The organism is Bacillus cereus group sp. MG9, assembly GCF_040459995.1.
Classification (GTDB): Bacteria; Bacillota; Bacilli; order Bacillales; family Bacillaceae_G; genus Bacillus_A; species Bacillus_A mycoides.
Window position 1 is genome coordinate 3,291,534 of the sequence record NZ_JARVHC010000001.1, and the last position, 18,722, is coordinate 3,310,255.

Consider the following 18,722-nt stretch of genomic DNA (forward strand, 5'->3'; position numbering starts at 1 on the left):
CCAGTACTTTTCATTTATCACCCATACAAAACCGCATGAAATACACCTAACAGTAAGTATTGATCCGCTATATAATCCTCATCATATACATCCATCTCGATATAATACATATCTTCCTCAAGACGAATATTCCAATCTGCGATTACATAGCCGTTTCGTAATAATTTTCCAAGCCCAATTGAAGTTTTGTGAACAACATATTCTTCTGTCTTATATGTAAAAGTAAATAAGAAATTTGCATCTAATAACTTTCCGTCACATACAAGTATTTCATGCTCTGCATCATTATTATCGATGTACGTTACTAAAATCCTTCTTTGACGCTGCCTACTTACATCCTTTGCAATGACGCGAATATTGTTCTTACTATCCTTTATTTCATAAATGATATTACTACCGACTTTCGGAATGAAGTCTAGCACTTTCATCAACGTATTTTTATAATAGCCCCGTACTGCGCCTACTCCTTCGCTTCCATTGTAAACCTCTATTGAAGTCGTATCCGCTTTACTATCACACAGTCGTTTATAAGAAAGCTGCATCATTCGCTCTCCTCTTAAGTACTGATCAAACGTCACAGGATATCCTATCGCGCGCAGCTCCTTATTGAGCTCATTCAAATAACGTTGAACGCTCTCTACTAATACTGTAGTCGATATACGCTCTTGAAGTTCAAATTGCTGCCAACTGGAAGCAACTCTCCACTGATCTTCCTCTTCATATACGAATCCGAGAATTACTTCCTCACGGTCACTCGTTTCATAATTCAACTGTTCGTTCTTCCCATGTTGCACTTGTTCCATCCACTGTCCTAAATAAATGCCGAGCTCTGCGACCTTCATACATGACTTCTGAAAAAATACGCTGTCACTCGCGCGAATTGTTAAATCCCCTTCAATAAAGCCATTTGCATAAGCGGCATACCGTGGCTCATCCTTCTGCGGGATAGCCTTGTCTAACTCAAATAAAAACATTAACATCCTTCACTCACCTCTAGTTGTTACACAGCTCATACATGACATCGCATCACTCTGAGAAACTATGTATATATGAATATTTAATTATCGCATTATAACACGTGAATGACCTTAGTATAGTAGCGCTATTTTTGCTTCGCGAACTCCCTCATAATAGAATAACTATCCTTTTATTATTTTTTTCTTGACTTAGAGTTCACTCTAATTATTATAATCAACTCATAGTTCATTCACAATAAAATCAATTGGATAAAATTCAGGAGGGATCGGAAAAGCTAAAATCAAAAGTGGCTGACATTAACGCAGACCTGAATGTTGTCATTCGAACCTTTGATTTATCTGTTAATACAATTGTACATTAAGGTACTAATTAAATAAAAACCTACGATTTCCTGTACGTTAAGAAGTCAGTGATTCTTGCATTATTTTACTTTCTCTTAATAGTCGTAAAGCTTCTATAATTTATTTAGTACATATAAAAAAGACGGAATCATAAAATCAGCAAATTAGAAAATAAAACAGGATGGGAGTCAGTTATTATGGAGCAATCAAATAAAGCGTTTAGCCAGGCATTAGTAAAATCGTTAAGAGGAGAACGAGGACATCTTCCCATCAAGAATGCTTTGTCGGATATAGACGTGGCGCTTGCGGGAAAACGCAGAGAGGAACTGCCTTATTCTATTTATCAATTAGTGAAACACATGACCTATTGGCAAGATTTTCTCTTATTATCCGCTCAGGGGAAGAAGCCTGCATTGCCTGCCCATGTAAAAGAGAGCTGGCCTGAAGAAGAATGCCCTGGCAGTGAGGAAGAGTGGCAACAGATTATTCAGTATTTTCTTCAAGGGATTGAACAGGCATGCACGATCGCCCAAACTGTTCAATTGGACAAAACATTGGAGGAATGGCCTGATGAAACCCCTGGCGGTGTTCTACGGAATATTGCATCTCATAACTCCTACCATTTAGGAGAAATTGTGCTGATTCGCAGATTATTTAGTGCTTGGCCACCGCCAACAGGCGGATATCCGGTCTAAACAAGGAAAGGGTTCCACCTCATGCCCATTAACTTAAGATTTTGAATTACCCCAGAACGAAATTTTTACCGAATTTACGATACGGGAAAGCCCACGCAGGACTTTAGTCCGTCTTTAGACGTGGGATGGAAGCATCGTTTTTGCATAGCAAAACATGGTATAATTTATTTATAGTCATGCAAAAGACTCTAAAACGACTGTTCTCTGAAAACAGAATACATATGAGGTTGGGGTAGCAAATTCTTCTACTCCGTAAAATGTATTAAGTCGTCATGCAAAAGACGTAAAAACATGTGAGAACCAACAATCTGTACGGTATGGTCACAGTACCGTAGCCCACGAACCTATATGGTCTGTTGTGGGAGTGGTGATGGCACACCGCAATCTTGCACGTCAGCGATACCAGAAATGGACTTCGCCTTTGGTAGCAAGAATCCCACTGACGTTAGTCAGCTGGCCCCTTTAGGGGTGGGAGTGTCAACACTTTACAGTTATTTATGAGAATTAAATTCATTTTTTTCATTACTGGGGAACAAACATTTTTTAAACTTGATGGAGATAGGGTATAAAAATACAAATTTCATCTCCGAAAAAAATAAAAAGAACGATTGCTTGGATCCTAAGAGGCAATCGTTTTTTTTAGCTGTTTGTAATGACCAATTACAAACAGCTAAATATATTATTTAGTGTTATTTCTGTTTTCCAAAACCTTCTCCACATTAATCCTCAATTTCAATTCCAGCTTGTTTAAATGGTTCTAATTTTATTTCTGTTTTCTTTCAGTAAAATTGTTTTGACTTGGTGCCATCTTTTTTGTCTCATATCTTAGTATATGAAATTATATGCACGATTTTCAAATACATCTACCGTAACTTACAATATATCAAATATTCGACAAATCTTAACAAGATTAAAATGAGACTACCTTTTCTTCCGCAATTTCTAAAATTTGTAGCAGGTTCTCCACTTCATAGGTCGGCTTAACGCCTGCCGTATTTTCTTTCAGACTCGGATTATACCAACACGTATCAATACCGTAATCTTCTCCGCCTTTCATATCAGAAGTTAGCGAATCTCCAACCATTAGTACACTTGATTTATCCGTAATCCCAAACTTCTCAAAAGCATAATCAAAAATCTCACGCGCTGGTTTTTGATGGCCGACTTCTTCAGAAATAATAATATGATCAAAGAAGTTACATAAAGGGGAATTTCCAATTCTAGATTGTTGCACTTTTGTATATCCATTCGTAATGATACCTAACTTGCAATCTTGAAGGTTCTCACATAATTGCACTGCACCATCTATAAGATGTACTTCTTTTCCTAAGTTTTCAAGGTATACGTCACTAAAATGCTGCGCGTCTACTTCTATATTATGAAGAGCAAATAATTGTCTAAATCGATCTACCGCTAATTCACTTAGCGTAATCATTTTATTCTCTAAATCTCTCCATAATCCATTACTAATCTCTTTATAACTTGCAAGATAATCATTATATCCTGTAGGCATGCCAAATTGTACAAACGCGTTATGTAATGCGTTTCTTTCTGTTTCAGGGAAATCTAATAATGTATCGTCTACGTCGAATAGTATTACTTTGTATTTCATGATGTTCGCCTCAATTCCTATATTCTCATAGCTTAATTATAGCAACAATAATAAAAGGAGGCTAATCCAATCAGCCTCCCTTCTTCTTATTTATCTTCTAGCAATAACACTTTCATTTCCTCTAACGATTCTTTCGTAAAGCCAAGAGCTTTTTCAGCGTATGCTTCCACTGATCCATATTGCTTTTTAACTTCATCAATCGCAGCTTGTAAATACTCAGCACGTGCTTCAAACATTGCACCTAATATTGCTCTACTTTCGTCGTTCTGTAATTTCGCACCTAAAAAGGCCATCATTTTTTCATTTAACTTTTCACGGAAACCGTTACTTAGTAAGTAGTCTTCCATTACTGTTTTTTCCGGTACACCTAGTAAAAGTAATAATAATGCTGAGCCAAATCCTGTACGGTCTTTTCCAGCTGTACAGTGGTTTACTAACGGTAAGTTTTCCGGGTTTTGCGCCAGTTTTAAGAAGCTCACGAATGCTTCATTACCACTTACGAAATCTTGATTCATTTTCACAAGATACTCGCCTGGTTTCCCTAACATAGAAAGGTCACCAACTTGGAAAAATTCATTTATATTCAAGTCTTTCGCCAAGTCTTGCATAACTGGTAAGCACACTTGACGAGCACCTGTAACACTTGGGTTCGGCTTATGCTTCACTTCAAAATCTGTACGGTAGTCACAAATTAATTTTAAGCTAGACTTCTGTAAATACTCGATATCCCATTCTGTTAATCCTGCTAATTCTTCAGAACGATACAATTTACCCCATTTTACTTTACGGCCTTCAGTCGTTTCATATCCTCCCATATCACGGAAGTTAAACGCACCTTGTAATGGTAATCTACGCTCAGCTACTGTCACTGCTTGTCCATTACTTCCTACTAACCTAAAATATGGACGCTCATTTTCACTCGGGTTTTCAATTGTACATGCTGAATCCCCACTTACTGTTACAAGTAATTCTCCATTTTCTTCAATATGATCTGGTGAAGTACTCCAATAAATACGAACTTCTTCTATATTATTTTCCCACTTTATATGTAATGTATTATCTTCATTTCGTTCTACAGTTGCTTGTAGCCAATTTCTTTGTTGCTTCATACTTTCACCAACGCTTTCTTCGTATAGTCTAATCCTTCTCTATTGTATTATAGGAAAGCTTACTTTGTCGTTTCGATTTTTCTTTTTATCTTACAAACATGCAAAAAGTTCTTTTATTTGTTCATAAGTTGTACACGGATTCCCGCTAAATGAGTTCGAGAGAGTAAGCCATCCATCCTTCTAAAACCTTCTCACATATCGCTCAGTAGAGCTCAGCTGCTGACATCCGTTCTTTTCAAAGACATCCTTCATCCACTCGTTTTGTACATTTGTCTCGCCAATATAATAAGATGCACCTATTTCTTTTAAGACAAACATTGCCCCTGTAAAGAATGCTGCTTCATACCCTTTATTTCGCATATTTGGAGCGACTGCGAAATACATAAGTTTTCCTTCTTCTAACGTACCTCTTTCAATATGCGGGATTACAATTCCTATTGGCTCTTCATTTGCAATCGCTGTTAAACAATGTTCTTTCCATTGCCCACCTATTTCTTGTAGCATCGTATTTACAAATTGATCAAAATCGATTTGTTCTCCCGTCACTTCATTCCACAGTGAATAAAAAGCAGCTTCGCCTATCTCTTCAATAAGCTTAAAATCAATTTCACTTTCTATATCTTCTACTTCATATATATCCTTAAATACAATCATGTTTTCAGTAATATATTCAAATGAATACGTTTCGAAATATTTCTTATACACATCATAATTTGGGCTTTTTGAAGAAATCTCAAATTGCAATTCTTCTATTCCATCTTTTTCAGCTTCAGCAACGCAATATTGCATTATCTCTTCTAATTGCGCTTCTGTAAAAACCTCTGCATCATTTTCTTTTATCATTATAGAAGAAGCATTTCTTCTTATTTTAAAATGTTTTTCTAACTGTTCTATAGTCATCATATACTTCCCTCATCTATGTCATACTCGAATTTCTACTTGTTCTCCTTGCATGAGCAGGATTGTCCTTGAATATATAGAATACTAGAAAACATCGCATCTTTAAAGTGCGGAGGAGGTTCTCCATTGGATATTACAGCATTGCAACAACAGTTAGAGCTTATACAACAAAATGACTATACGCAACTGCAACATATAGATATTAATGAGTTAACGCTCAATATGCTTCAGTATATCGGAACAACTGATAGTTACGTTCGTTACCAACTTATATATAAATGTTTTGCACATTTCATTCATCATGAATTCCTTATGGATGATCAGTTGAAATTACTTCTACAAACTTGTTTAAGTGATGAGTATTTATATTGTGACATCCACTCCCCACTTACGGATGGGGTTTTCACACGTTCTTATACTGTTTCGTTAATTGCATTAATACTCCAATTCGCTAACTCGCACTACTTTTTTACAGAGGAGGATATCGAAGAAATAAAAAACAAACTCATTACATACACAAACTTAGAAATGGATTTTCGAGGCTATATTGAAAATAAAGGATGGGCTCATTGTCTTGCCCACGTATCTGATGCCTTTTCTGAAATTGTTCACAATTCCTATACGACCTTTGAATGGTACGAGGAATTAATTCATTGTTTATTAAATAAAATTTTCATCCCATCGGATCTTTTTCATAATAATGAAGATGAACGAATTGTTACACCGTTACTATCTATGCTATATCATGACTTCCCGCAAGATGAGTTAATTTCAATTATTTATAAAAAAATAAAAAGGCTTCCTCAAATTAGAAAACGCCTTTCCCTTAATGAGTATTGTATTTTATGCGCAAACATTAAAATCTTTTTACGCACATTATTTTTTAGAACAAAAGATGATCATAACTTAGCATTTACAGCACGTAAAACAGAAAAAATGTTAAAAGAACTGCCTAATTATTATTAAATATAAGGAGAAGACATATGGGCTATATTGAAGACATGAGAAATCTAGTAGGAAATCATCCACTCATTTTAATCGGATCACACGCCATTATATTAAATGAGAAAAATGAAATATTACTGCAGCTCCGTACAGATTTTAATCGCTGGGGCATTATTGGTGGCGCCTTAGAATATAACGAAACGTTAGAAGACGCTTTACAACGAGAAGTATATGAAGAAACTGGACTTATCATTAAAAATCCAGAACTATTCCGTACATACTCAGGACCTGATTTCTTTCAAATCTATCCAAACGGTGATCAAGTACATGGTGTACTCGTTGTTTATATTTGCCGAGAATTCCACGGTGAGCTTGTATGCGATCAAACGGAATCGAAAGAACTGCGCTTCTTTTCACTTGATGAATTACCTAGTAATCTCCCTCCTGTTATTGAGAGAATTATTAAGGCGTTTCAGCGCTCCAATTAAAAACATTACATATTAAAACAACCTCATTTCCCGTTATTATAACGAGAAATGAGGTTGTTTTATTTCACTGTAAATCCTAATTATTACCTTAATAGTTAGATTGTTATCTCAATCTGGTTTCCTTCAGGATCACTTACTACACTTTCATAGTAACCATCCCCTGTAGTACGTGGGCCGTTTAACACAGGGTATCCTGCTTCTCTTAATGTATTAGTTAATTCATTCACTTTTTCTTTACTACCTACAGAAAAAGCAATATGCGCATATCCTATTGTTTGTGTTTGTGTATTATCGTCTATCCCTACTTGCCTCATAAGTTCTAGACGCGCACCACCTTCAAAAGTTATGAAATAAGATTCAAACTGCTTTTTCGGATTGTGATATAAGCTATTTTCTTCACCATTAAAGTACTGTTTATAGAAATCACGCATTCCTTCTAAATCATTCACCCAAATTGCTACATGTTCAATTTTCATAATCGACACCTTTTCTTTTATGTTATTCAACCGACAATTGGATGCTTCATTGCCAGCACATTTAATTTTCTTTATTTGTTCTAGTAATCATAAGATCAAGCCCAAGGCTTTTTAACCCAAATAAATAATCTTCTTTCCAATTACTCACTGTTATTTTCGGAATATGTTCTTCTGGAATGTACTGCGGACAACTTTTTACAATTTGCTCTATTACGAATTGATTCACTTCATCATCACAGAAGATAAACGCATGCGGGTTAATAATAGCTATACATGTAGCTATTAAACGAGTAATAGCATCTATATTATATTTCTCTGGATTATTTGCATCGTTAACTTCGTCTCCACTTCTTAAAGCTTGTAAGAAATTTTTATTATCGTACTGCGGAACGAAAGATATCTCTCCTGAGAAAAAGGTGCTTCCTCGCACTACATCTCCATTTATCATAATCCCTGCCCCTGGGCCATTTTGACCTGAATACAAATACACAAGAGATGAATTGTCGTTATTTCCAGTGCTTTTATAATAACCAAGCACTGCTGCATTCATATCGTTTTCTATTACTACAGGTATTGAAAACAGATCCTCCAAGTGACTTTTTAAATTAAAGTTTTGGAACTTTTCATAACCAGGAATATAGAAAATACGACCATTATCAACCGAACCAGGCACACCAATTGATATAGAGCTGATTTTCGGAAATGTAGCTATAAGACTTTCTATATGTTCTGTTAATAAATGTACGCCCGTATCCATCAATACACTTGAAGTACTTCCTTGTTCTTTTACTTCCCCTAAACAGTTGAAAATTGTATAGTTTGTCTCATTTTTTTCTAAAAATATCGCTAAACCTAACATATATTCCGGATTATACGCATATCGTTTCGCTCTTCTTCCGCCACTTGAATCATCTAAACCGACTAAAGTGACTTCACCGTCTTGTTTCATATTTTCTATAAATTTACTTATCGTTGGAAAACTAATTTCTAATGTATTACTAAGCTCAACTTTCGTCGCACTTCCTTGCTCTAGAAGAGCTGTACGAATGCCGCGAAGGATCGTCTCTTTAATCGATTTTTGAGTAACAAATTGTTCACTCAAATCGCTCACCACCTTAATCAACATACTTATTAAACTCTTTTAATAAGTTGCGTTGACAATATATCATACATCATTTTCTAAAGCAATAGAGATGATATATTTCCGCTGCATGCCATTCTTATTTAACTCGATGTATTCTCTCTCGTAATAGACGATACAATTCCAGACAAAAGAACAAATAATAAAACAGCTAGCAAGGCATTACGTATTCCGAATGCTTCCCCAAGTATCCCTAAAAATGGCGGTCCGACTAAAAAGGCTGTATAACCAATGATAGAAACTGCAGCAACATTAGAAGTCGCATTTTCACGGTCATCTCCAGCAGCTGACAGACCAATTGGGAACCCTAGCGCTGCACCAATCCCCCACAGTACTACACCAAATGCTAGAAAATACGAATTACTCCCAAATATTACGATTGAAATTCCTAGAATCGCCATCATAATGGTGGCACGTACGACAGCGACACGACCGAATCGATCAAGGAAATAGCTGCTACACATACGAGTTAACGTCATTGCTAATACAAAAATTGTGTACATAATAGAACCTGCCACTATACTTTGCTCGTGTCCATCTACCATCACGATAGGTAGCCAATCATTTGCACTACCTTCTGCAAATGCCATTCCGAGTACAAAAAGACCAATTAAAAGCACCTTTTTTTCCACACGTAAGGTCGTATGCTTCTCTCTCCTTTTGTTCCGCGATTTCTCCTTCTTTCCTGTTCCATGCGGAAGAAAACGATACACCATACATACAAGTAATACAAACACGACCGAAATCGCAAGAAACTGATACAGAATCGGGATGTGAAGCGACGCTGCGACAGAACCACTGAGCGCGCCTACTAAAGTTCCTACACTAAAAAAGCCATGGAATTTCGGAAGAAGAGTTGTTCCTAATTTCTGCTCAATGGAAGAACCTTCTACATTCAATGCGACTTCCGCCAATCCGTAGCCTACTCCAAATACTAGTAAGCTACTAAAAGCCCCCATACTAGAAACAAAATAAATATTTATACCTAAACAAATCAATCCAACAATCATAAAAAACATACTGCCTATAATAACGTCTCTAGCTCCCTTACAGTCAATGAAGCGGCTTGCACTCAGTAAACCAATTATTGAACCGACAGATAGTCCGAATAAAACCCAGCCCATTTCTGCATTTGACACTGCTAACATATCTCGAGTAGCTGCTGTTCTTGAAATCCATGTAGCAAACGCGACACCTGGCAAAGCAAATAAGAGAAAAAGAGCATTTCGAGAGGCACGTAATGTCTTTGTATGATTGTCCGCACTATATTTCTCCATATGAAACACCTTTCACATTGTCTATACGATAATTTACGAACTAGTGAAAACGCCCTTTATTCGTCTATCGTTTTAATAACTTTAGCTGGATTACCACCAACTACTACATTATGAGGTACATCTTTTGTCACAACTGCCCCTGAAGCAATTACAGCGTTGTCTCCAATTGAAATACCAGGGTTAATTATAGCTCCCCCGCCAACCCAAACATTGTTACCTATCTTTACCGGCTTTCCATATTCTTTGCCAGAGTTCCGCTCTACCGGATGCAACGGATGCGTAGCAGTATAAATGTGTACACCAGGTGCAAACATACAATTATCACCGATTCGTACTTCACAAACGTCCAAAATCACACAATTAAAATTTGCGAAAAAGCTCTTTCCAACATGGATATTGTAGCCGTAATCACAACGAAAATCAGGATTAATTTGGGCTTTCCCATCAACTGAAGAACCTAAAAGCTGATTTAATAACGTAAAACGTTGTTCATCTCCTGTCTCCATCACCTCGTTATAAAGGCGTGTTAAACGTTTTGCCTCCACCCTATCAGCCACTAATTCTTCGTCATCCGCAATATACATTTCTCCCGCTAACATCTTTTCTTTCTCTGTTTTCATCCAATCATCTCCCTCGTTATAGAATGAATTACACTTATTAAACAACTTTAATAAGTGACTTTAATTATACTTATTAAACACATTTAATAAGTATCCCTATATTAGCATATTTTTTAATATGTGCAACTAATAAGTTTTGAAAGGAAATGTGAACTCCTTACTTCACCTAACGAAATGACGAAGAAATAATTAAAATTTATATCGGAAAATAAGGGAACACTCAGCGTTCCCTCTCAAATCCAATTCGTTTTTTTATTTCCGCTAAATTTACCTTTGCGATAGCTCGTGCCCTCTCAGCACCTCTCTCTAACGCTTCATATAATAAATGTGGCTCATTCATATACATCTCATATTTCTCACGAGGTCCGGCTAATTCACGGTCTACAACGCGAAACAACTCTTTTTTCACATCGCCCCATCCAATGCCAGTTTCATACTTTTCACGCATTGACTGCATTTCATCTTCTGCCGCAAATTCTTTATATATCGTAAATAACGTTTCTAGCTCTTTCAGTTCATTTGGAAGTGAAGAATCGGTTTTGATTTTAAATATTAACTTTCGTAGCTTTTCTTGCTCTGCAAATAACGGGATCACATTTCCGTAACTTTTACTCATTTTTCTTCCATCAAGACCAGGTAATATTGCACCTTCTTCTTGTATGACATACTCCGGAAGTGTAAATGTCGTGCCGAATGTATGATTAAAATACGTCGCAATATCACGCGCAATTTCAATATGCTGAATTTGGTCTTTTCCAACTGGTACATGAGTAGCTTGAAATAGTAATATGTCAGCTGCCATTAAAATCGGATACGTATATAATCCCATATTCACACCTGCATCAATTTCTAATCCCGCTTCTTTATTTTGCTCTACCTTCGCTTTATACGCATGGGCACGGTTCATAAGCCCTTTCGGAGTTAGACAAGCTAATATCCAAGCTAATTCTAGAATTTCCGGCACTTCCGTTTGTCGGTAAAAAATAACGTCTTCGCTAAGTCCAAGTGATAACCAAGTAGCTGCTACCTCTTTCGTATAACTACTGAACTTTGCTGGATCATGCACAGCATTTAACGCATGATAATCAGCTATAAAGTACAATGCTTTTCCCTCATTATTTTTTGACATTTGCAATGCAGGTTTAATTGCACCAATATAATTTCCTAAATGCGGATAACCTGTCGGCTTAATTCCTGTTAACATTATTTTCCCACTCATACTAACTCCTCCTTTCTCAAAATAAAAAACAAAAAGAGCCTCTCATCCTTAAAAAAGGACGAGAGACTCCCGCGGTACCACCTTTATTAGCTATCATTAGCTCACTTCATACTTCGATAACGTGAAGTAACCGTCTTTACCTACTCATTTCAGTTAGAAGCTCCAGAGCCCATTCCATATTCATCCCTTACTGATTCCCACCACATATCAGCTCTCTGAAAAGTTTTGAACATGTACTCTTCTCTTTCATTGCTTTTTCGTTTTTTACAGTTTATCACATTCCCTTTCCAATTAAACCCTAATTTTCTGTTTTATATAGCAGGAATTTCCACCTTGATTGTCTAATAATATATAGGTTTGCAGAAATACTTGAAACAACTTTGGAGGTTTTTTCATGGTAAAATATATATCCATTTTAGGTTCAACAGGATCCATTGGCACATCTGCATTAGATGTCGTTTCCGCTCATCCTGAACATTTTAAAATCGTCGGTTTAACCGCGAATTATAATATCGATCTTCTCGAAAAACAAATCGAATCGTTTCAGCCTCGTATTGTAAGCGTAGCGACAAAAGAATTAGCGGATACATTACGTTCTCGTATTTCAACAAATACAAAAATTACATATGGAACTGATGGTTTACTTGAAGTATCTACCCATCCTGATACAAATCTTGTATTAAGTTCAGTTGTCGGTGTTTCAGGTTTACTCCCAACAATTGAAGCATTAAAGGCGAAGAAAGATATCGCTATCGCTAACAAAGAAACTTTAGTTGCAGCTGGACATATTGTCACCGAACTAGCGAAACAAAACGGATGCCGCCTAATTCCAGTTGATAGTGAACATTCAGCCATTTTCCAATGTTTAAATGGGGAAAATAATAAGGAAATCGAAAAATTAATTGTTACAGCTTCTGGCGGCGCTTTTCGTGATAAAACACGTGAAGAAATGAAAACATTACAAGCGAAGGATGCTTTAAAACACCCAAACTGGTTAATGGGCGCAAAACTAACGATAGATTCTGCCACGTTAATGAATAAAGGGTTTGAAGTGATGGAAGCTAAGTGGCTATTCGATATTCCTTATGAAAAAATTGATGTTATGATTCATAAAGAAAGTATCATCCACTCTTTAGTGGAATTTATTGATGGATCAGTCATGGCACAGCTCGGTGCTCCTGATATGAGAATGCCGATTCAATATGCGTTTCACTACCCTACTCGACTACCTTCATCCTATGAAAGATTAAATTTATTAGAAATTGGTAGTTTGCATTTTGAAAAACCAAATTTAGAGAAGTTCCCCTGTCTACAATATGCATTTGAATGTGGAAAAATTGGAGGTACAACTCCAGCCGTATTAAATGCAGCGAACGAAATTGCAAATGCACTATTTCTTAAAAATGAAATTGCATTTTTCGATATCGAAAAAACAATTTACAATACAGTTGAAGCTCATCATAACGTAAAAGATCCTTCACTCGATGATATATTAGAAGCTGATCAATGGGCACGCCAATACGCAAATCAATTGTTAATGAAAAAGAGCTAAAACAGGTTTCTCTGTTTTAGCTCTTTTTTCACGTATTCAACTTCACAAATCTATAACCGTGCGTAACTAAAACTTTTAATATCGCATACCCTGGAATTGCTAAAATAATCCCCATAATTCCAAATAAATTTCCCGCAGTTAAAATGATAAATATAATAGTAATCGGGTGAATATCTAACTTTTTCCCCATGACTTGCGGAGAAATAAATTTACCTTCTGCTAATTGTACAATCATCATAACGATAATTACTTTTAACACCATTGATGGCGAGTCGATAAATGCGATAATTAAAGCTGGTGTAATTGCAATGATTGGTCCTACGTACGGAACGATATTTACAATCATCGCTAAAATAGCAAGTAGTACCGCATATTTAATACCAATAATAAGATAACCGATTAATAGCATAATACCGATAAATAAACTAACAATAATTTGCCCTCTAATATACGAACTAATCGCATAATGCATATCATCTAGTATTCTCTTCGCAGCTGGTTGTCTTTGCTCAGATATAAACTTTAAAAAATGATTCGGTAATTGCTCACCATCTTTTAAAAGATAGAACAAAATAAATGGAACCATTACAAATGTTAAAACAACTTCAGTAATTGTACTTAAAAATCCAGTTACATTTCCTGTTACTGATGATAATGATTTTGTAAAGTTCATTGTAGAATCTTTTACGATATTAGCAAAATCAATATTTAAACTTTCCTGCATTCTACCAATTACATTACTTTCTCCAAATTTACGTGCTGCCCTTTCGATTTCATGCCCGAAATATGGCAAGTTATCTATTAAAGCATTTACTTGATCTTTAATAATTGGAATAACCGTGACCGCAAGAAAAACAAATAATCCAAGAACAATTATATATATCGAGGCAATTGACACAATTCTCGACACACCTTTTCTTTCTAAAAGAGAAACGAATGGATGCAATATATAAAATAGTACTCCCGCTAATAATACTGGGAAAAAGATTGTTTTTAAAAATACGACGAACGGTGTAAAGACGAATGATATTTTTGTAAGTAATAATATATTTACAAACAGCAACGCGAATCCAAGTAGTACAGCTAAATAATTTTGTTCTTTAAAAAACTTTTTCAACTTATCTCTTTTTCTTATATTTACTTTCTCCAAGTGTACCACCTCTCTAATTAGGAAAAGCCCTAAAAGGGCTTTATAAAACAATCAGTAATAGCCTTTATTTTCTTGCAACTTTTACTACAAATGATACAATAAGAATTAACACAATTGCACCTAATAATGCTGGTACGACATGAATCCCACCAAACGATGGCCCAAAAGATCCAAATAATCTACTACCTAACCAAGCTCCTAGTAAACCAGCAATTATATTTCCAAACATACCAGCTGGAAAATTTTTACCCGTTATAGAACTAGCAATTATACCTATAATAGCACCAACTATTAATGTAATAATCCATCCCATTTTTAGTCCCTCATTTCTATTATAGTTTGTATTATCAAATACAAGAGTAGCTAAACTCTTATATAAGATTACGTATTTATCTACGCTAACCATATCCTACTATAGAAATATACCTACGAACATTTTATGTATGGAGATACATATATTATATGCAAAAAAGAAAAAAATTGTCAAACTTACCCACAAATCAATTATATTAATATATCATATTTAAAGGAGGCGTTATTATCTATGATTCATAAATTACTTCCCACTTCTTATGAAGTAGCATCATCCATTTTAAATGTTCAAATTCCAGCTTATAAAATTGAAGCAGACTTTTTAAACAGTACTGCAATACCTCGTTTATATGATACTGTAAACGATATTCAAAATTGTGATGAAACATTCTATGGATATTTCTCTGAAAATAAACTCGTCGGCTTTATTTCTTTTATACAAGAAGAAGAACTAATCGATATCCACAGATTAGTTGTATCGCCCGATTTTTTTCAAAAAGGAATCGCAACGAAACTGCTACTTTATATATTTAACATGTTCTCGTCTTCAATGACATACATTGTACAAACAGGTAAAGCCAATACTCCAGCTCTCGCATTATATAAAAAACACAGCTTCATTGAAGTAACAGATACAACACTACCTGATGGCATGATTCTTACGCAACTTAAAAGACAGAAAACACAAAATAGTTTGACTTAATTATTTATTTATGTTATTTTTTACTTTATACAACCTTTTGCTGAGTCCAAATTTTGGAGCGGGGGAACCATTTTTGTAGCTATGCTACTTGGGGCGAATCTTTTTCAAGTAGGGAAACTCTCACTTCCCGAGTCCGACAGCTAACCTCGTAAGCGTAATGGGAGAGGAAGGTGCTTTTTGCCTATGTTACACACTTTGCCTCCTTAGTTATAAATATGGAATCGATATCAATCAGAAAACTATATTTATAGAAAAGGAGACTGGTACAATGTTACGTTTATCAGATCACGCAATAAAAATGATGGAGCAAAGACTTCGACTCGAACAACACCGCACATATCAAGCAAATAAAGTTGTAGATAACTTACATCACAAATACTTCTTTCAGCATATTTTTCAGCCAAAAAGATAAGCAATAGCTCAATAAAAATACAGAGTACACCTTTTTCAGTGTACTCTGTATTTTTAATTACTTCCTCACCTTAATAATAAAAGTTGTCGGCAACATTCTAGCTTTATATAAAGAATAATATTTTATAGAAGGCTCTGCTATGTCTCCATTAAATATAATAGACGGTTCAGGTTCTTCTATTCTCTCAATTGTAAATCCTGCTTTATTTAACTCATTTATGTATGTACTCATTTTTCTCTTATATAATGTCGCTTGTACTTCTTCCCCTTTAAATGTTTCAAACGTAATAGGAGTTTCTTCATGATACGAAGACTTTAAAACAATTTCTTCTGTACCATACTGTAAGTTTGAATATACCGGATGCTCCCAACTAAAAATAAAACTTCCTCCTGGCTTTAAATACGAATAAATCAGTTCCAATGTTTTTCTTAAATTAGACGTCCATCCTAATGCATAGATGGAATACACTATATCAAAATGCTCTGTCGGTATATTTACTTCTTCTTCCATTGCCCCGCGTATTAACTTTGGATTCCAATGCTTTAACGTTTCATTTGCTGTTTCAATTTGCGTCTCTGAAAGATCGAGTCCCCATAACTCTTTCGCACCGCGCTCTGCCATATATCGCAAAGAATGTCCACTACCACATCCGATATCAAGAATACTTTTATTCTCAATGGAATCAAATAAATGGATCTCGTCTTCTGAGGCCGTATACGGTCCATATTTAGGTAAACAATCTACTTGAAAAAAATGAGGTGCTACTACGTCCCAACACTTTCTATTTAGCTCTAGCATTTTTGTTTGTTCCATCACTTTTACATTCCCCTCTCTTTTTTCTTCCCCCTATACGAATTAACCGTTATAACCTGATCTTCCTTTTCTTTTAGCTCGATAATTTTTCACTTTTGCGATTGTACCACAAGCTCTGCCTTCTTCCCCTCCTGCATACATGCCACACCATCTTTTACTTCCATTACGAGAATGGTCGTAAAAGACCCAGCGGCAATCCGGACATGCTTTTAATCGCCCCCATTGTTTTTGATTAATAGCCTTCAAAATAATTTGTAACATCTTCGTATACAAATTATTTTCTCCTATCGGTTCATATGTGATATCTTCCATATTTTCTGCCACACATACTCGGAATGAGTACTTCTCAAACCACTTTTGCAACATTCCCTGCTCTTCAACAGCACTACGAATATCCTCTCTAAATTGCTTTAATTCGTCCAAGGTATGAAACGCAAGCTCTTCGTTCCAATATTTCTCCCTAAATGTTATAACATCATCTATCATCTGAAACTGATCTATAGGATTTCTTGTATCATTTGGTATTCTCCATGTATTTAAAAACTCCCTAATTATTTCAAGTTGGTTAGGAGCCTCTTGGTTTTGACTCAAAGGTATTCACCATCTTTCTAAAATTTACTTTTTTCTGACTTTATGTATAATTATAATATAAAATAGTTAACCAGTAATTGATTTTAATGGTTACATACCTAGGAGGAGTTCTATGAAAAATTTCTCAATGCCAATACGTTTTATGCTCATTTCTTCATTCTTTATGTCTTTTGGATATTTTGCGGTATATGCATTTCTAGCTATTTATCTATTAAATTTTCTCCACTTTTCAGCCGTGCAAGTAGGAACAGTTTTAACGGTTATGACAATTACATCAAGAGTTATCCCTTTATTCTCAGGATTAATCGCTGACAAAATAGGCTATATCCTTATGATGATAGCCGGATTGCTTTTAAGAGGAATCGGATTTATTTTCTTAGGAATATGCTCAGATTTCTATACAATTTCTATTTCCTCCGCTCTCATCGGATTCGGGACTGCATTTTACGAACCTGCTGCTCGCGCCATATTCGGTTCACAACCAGCTCATTTGAGAAAAAATTTATTTACATACTTAAACCTTAGTTTTAATTGCGGTGCGATAATCGGACCAATTGCAGGAGGTTTCCTACTCTTTTTAGATCCGATATACGCTTTCGCACTAACTGGCTCTCTTATGCTATTATTTGCTCTTATCTTTTATTTTCTTAAAAACCACTTCCAAGTTTCTACTGAAAACACGTCAATTACATTAGGGATACAAGCCATCTTACAAAATAAAATCTTTCTATTATTTTCATTTATTATGATTTTCTTCTACATTATGTTTACTCAGCTTACTGTCGCACTCCCACTTCATATGAAAAACATTAGTCATAGTAACCAGCTCGCTACTTTAGTTATTACAATAAATGCTATAACAGGCGTCATGTTTATGGTGTTATTCCGAAAGCTATTTCATAAATACAACACACTTTCTATTATTAAATACGGTGTTTTATTAATGGGAATTTCCTTTTTACTCATTCCTTTATTTCAACACCCTTATTGGCTATTTCTTTGTGTGATTTTATTTACAATAGGTGAAACGCTCGTATTACCTAACGCTGACATTGTTATTGCAAATTATAGTAACGAATCGTATACAGCTACTTATTTTGGGTTTTATCAATTATCACTCGCATTTGGTTTTATCATTGGTAATTATACCGGTACATGGTTTACATCGAACTTAAACGGAATGTATGCACCATGGCTTATTTTCGGCGGAATAGGACTTATTGGTTTTATTTCACTCCATATTTTAAATATTAAAAAAGAGAGCTCTAAAGAGGATATATACCTATGTAATGCGACGAAACATCTTTAACACATTACAATTGAGATGGTACCTTTAGACAAGAAGCCTATAATAAAAAATTCGACCATCATATGTGACGGTCGAATTT

General features: G+C 35.4%; 20 protein-coding genes, 1 riboswitch and 1 other annotated feature. Of the genes, 7 read left to right on the forward strand and 13 right to left on the reverse strand.

The genetic code is table 11. The features are described 5' to 3' along the window. Positions 1–17: 17 nt before the first annotated feature. A complete protein-coding gene (locus tag QCI77_RS16870; protein ID WP_113770442.1) occupies positions 18–980 on the reverse strand; it encodes a tubby C-terminal domain-like protein in 963 nt (320 codons plus the stop codon). 536 nt (positions 981–1,516) lie between these two features. Between QCI77_RS16870 and QCI77_RS16875 the strand changes: the two genes are divergently transcribed. Beyond that, the gene (locus tag QCI77_RS16875; protein WP_002142520.1) at positions 1,517–2,014 is read left to right on the forward strand and encodes a DinB family protein; all 498 of its coding nucleotides are present in this window, start codon (positions 1,517–1,519) and stop codon (positions 2,012–2,014) included. A 910-nt stretch (positions 2,015–2,924) separates the two neighbouring features. Here QCI77_RS16875 and QCI77_RS16880 read toward each other — a convergent pair. The 3 genes from QCI77_RS16880 to QCI77_RS16890 all read right to left on the reverse strand — a co-directional run bounded on the left by QCI77_RS16880 (position 2,925) and on the right by QCI77_RS16890 (position 5,638). Next, entirely contained in the window at positions 2,925–3,626 is a 702-nt protein-coding gene (locus QCI77_RS16880) for a YjjG family noncanonical pyrimidine nucleotidase (RefSeq protein WP_193652975.1), read from the reverse strand. An 86-nt stretch (positions 3,627–3,712) separates the two neighbouring features. Beyond that, complete coding sequence (locus QCI77_RS16885) at positions 3,713–4,735, reverse strand: tyrosine-protein phosphatase (RefSeq protein WP_113770440.1); 1,023 nt, start codon at positions 4,733–4,735, stop codon at positions 3,713–3,715. Positions 4,736–4,915: 180 nt separating this feature from the next. Beyond that, positions 4,916–5,638: a GNAT family N-acetyltransferase gene (locus QCI77_RS16890; RefSeq protein ID WP_353825261.1), complete on the reverse strand. Its 723-nt coding sequence runs from the start codon at positions 5,636–5,638 to the stop codon at positions 4,916–4,918. 123 nt (positions 5,639–5,761) lie between these two features. Between QCI77_RS16890 and QCI77_RS16895 the strand changes: the two genes are divergently transcribed. Further along, positions 5,762–6,601 carry a DUF2785 domain-containing protein gene (locus tag QCI77_RS16895; RefSeq protein ID WP_113770438.1) on the forward strand — a complete coding sequence of 280 codons (840 nt, stop codon included), beginning with the start codon at positions 5,762–5,764 and terminating at the stop codon, positions 6,599–6,601. A 17-nt stretch (positions 6,602–6,618) separates the two neighbouring features. Then, positions 6,619–7,068, forward strand: coding sequence for an NUDIX hydrolase (locus QCI77_RS16900; protein ID WP_113770437.1), 450 nt, complete (start codon positions 6,619–6,621; stop codon positions 7,066–7,068). Positions 7,069–7,163: 95 nt separating this feature from the next. Here the strand turns inward: QCI77_RS16900 and QCI77_RS16905 are convergent, their stop codons facing one another. From QCI77_RS16905 to QCI77_RS16925, 5 genes are all read right to left on the reverse strand, one after another. Next, the gene (locus QCI77_RS16905; RefSeq protein WP_113770436.1) at positions 7,164–7,544 is read right to left on the reverse strand and encodes a VOC family protein; all 381 of its coding nucleotides are present in this window, start codon (positions 7,542–7,544) and stop codon (positions 7,164–7,166) included. A gap of 61 nt (positions 7,545–7,605) precedes the next feature. After that, positions 7,606–8,646: an ROK family transcriptional regulator gene (locus QCI77_RS16910; RefSeq protein ID WP_113770435.1), complete on the reverse strand. Its 1,041-nt coding sequence runs from the start codon at positions 8,644–8,646 to the stop codon at positions 7,606–7,608. Positions 8,647–8,768: 122 nt separating this feature from the next. After that, positions 8,769–9,962 carry an MFS transporter gene (locus QCI77_RS16915; protein WP_113770434.1) on the reverse strand — a complete coding sequence of 398 codons (1,194 nt, stop codon included), beginning with the start codon at positions 9,960–9,962 and terminating at the stop codon, positions 8,769–8,771. Positions 9,963–10,018: 56 nt separating this feature from the next. Then, positions 10,019–10,582 (reverse strand): maltose O-acetyltransferase, encoded by a 564-nt coding sequence (locus tag QCI77_RS16920; protein WP_113770433.1) that lies wholly within the window; start codon positions 10,580–10,582, stop codon positions 10,019–10,021. A gap of 220 nt (positions 10,583–10,802) precedes the next feature. Beyond that, positions 10,803–11,801 carry a tryptophan--tRNA ligase gene (locus tag QCI77_RS16925; RefSeq protein ID WP_113770432.1) on the reverse strand — a complete coding sequence of 333 codons (999 nt, stop codon included), beginning with the start codon at positions 11,799–11,801 and terminating at the stop codon, positions 10,803–10,805. A 51-nt stretch (positions 11,802–11,852) separates the two neighbouring features. Beyond that, positions 11,853–12,060, reverse strand: a binding site (T-box leader). A gap of 135 nt (positions 12,061–12,195) precedes the next feature. Here QCI77_RS16925 and QCI77_RS16930 point away from each other — a divergent pair. Then, positions 12,196–13,353: a 1-deoxy-D-xylulose-5-phosphate reductoisomerase gene (locus QCI77_RS16930; RefSeq protein ID WP_061689138.1), complete on the forward strand. Its 1,158-nt coding sequence runs from the start codon at positions 12,196–12,198 to the stop codon at positions 13,351–13,353. Between the two features lie 28 nt (positions 13,354–13,381). Here QCI77_RS16930 and QCI77_RS16935 read toward each other — a convergent pair whose 3' ends face one another. After that, the gene (locus QCI77_RS16935; protein ID WP_002033358.1) at positions 13,382–14,503 is read right to left on the reverse strand and encodes an AI-2E family transporter; all 1,122 of its coding nucleotides are present in this window, start codon (positions 14,501–14,503) and stop codon (positions 13,382–13,384) included. 64 nt (positions 14,504–14,567) lie between these two features. Further along, a complete protein-coding gene (locus QCI77_RS16940) occupies positions 14,568–14,816 on the reverse strand; it encodes a GlsB/YeaQ/YmgE family stress response membrane protein (RefSeq protein WP_002014007.1) in 249 nt (82 codons plus the stop codon). Positions 14,817–15,047: 231 nt separating this feature from the next. Between QCI77_RS16940 and QCI77_RS16945 the strand changes: the two genes are divergently transcribed. Next, complete coding sequence (locus QCI77_RS16945) at positions 15,048–15,518, forward strand: GNAT family N-acetyltransferase (protein WP_016100973.1); 471 nt, start codon at positions 15,048–15,050, stop codon at positions 15,516–15,518. Positions 15,519–15,546: 28 nt separating this feature from the next. Beyond that, positions 15,547–15,689, forward strand: a riboswitch (cyclic di-AMP (ydaO/yuaA leader). 97 nt (positions 15,690–15,786) lie between these two features. After that, positions 15,787–15,930 (forward strand): hypothetical protein, encoded by a 144-nt coding sequence (locus QCI77_RS16950; protein ID WP_000945246.1) that lies wholly within the window; start codon positions 15,787–15,789, stop codon positions 15,928–15,930. Between the two features lie 57 nt (positions 15,931–15,987). Here the strand turns inward: QCI77_RS16950 and QCI77_RS16955 are convergent, their stop codons facing one another. Beyond that, complete coding sequence (locus QCI77_RS16955; RefSeq protein WP_113770447.1) at positions 15,988–16,743, reverse strand: class I SAM-dependent methyltransferase; 756 nt, start codon at positions 16,741–16,743, stop codon at positions 15,988–15,990. 42 nt (positions 16,744–16,785) lie between these two features. Next, the gene (locus QCI77_RS16960) at positions 16,786–17,340 is read right to left on the reverse strand and encodes a CGNR zinc finger domain-containing protein (RefSeq protein ID WP_429687609.1); all 555 of its coding nucleotides are present in this window, start codon (positions 17,338–17,340) and stop codon (positions 16,786–16,788) included. Between the two features lie 106 nt (positions 17,341–17,446). Between QCI77_RS16960 and QCI77_RS16965 the strand changes: the two genes are divergently transcribed. Further along, positions 17,447–18,643 (forward strand): MDR family MFS transporter, encoded by a 1,197-nt coding sequence (locus QCI77_RS16965; RefSeq protein ID WP_113770430.1) that lies wholly within the window; start codon positions 17,447–17,449, stop codon positions 18,641–18,643. Positions 18,644–18,722: the final 79 nt, after the last annotated feature.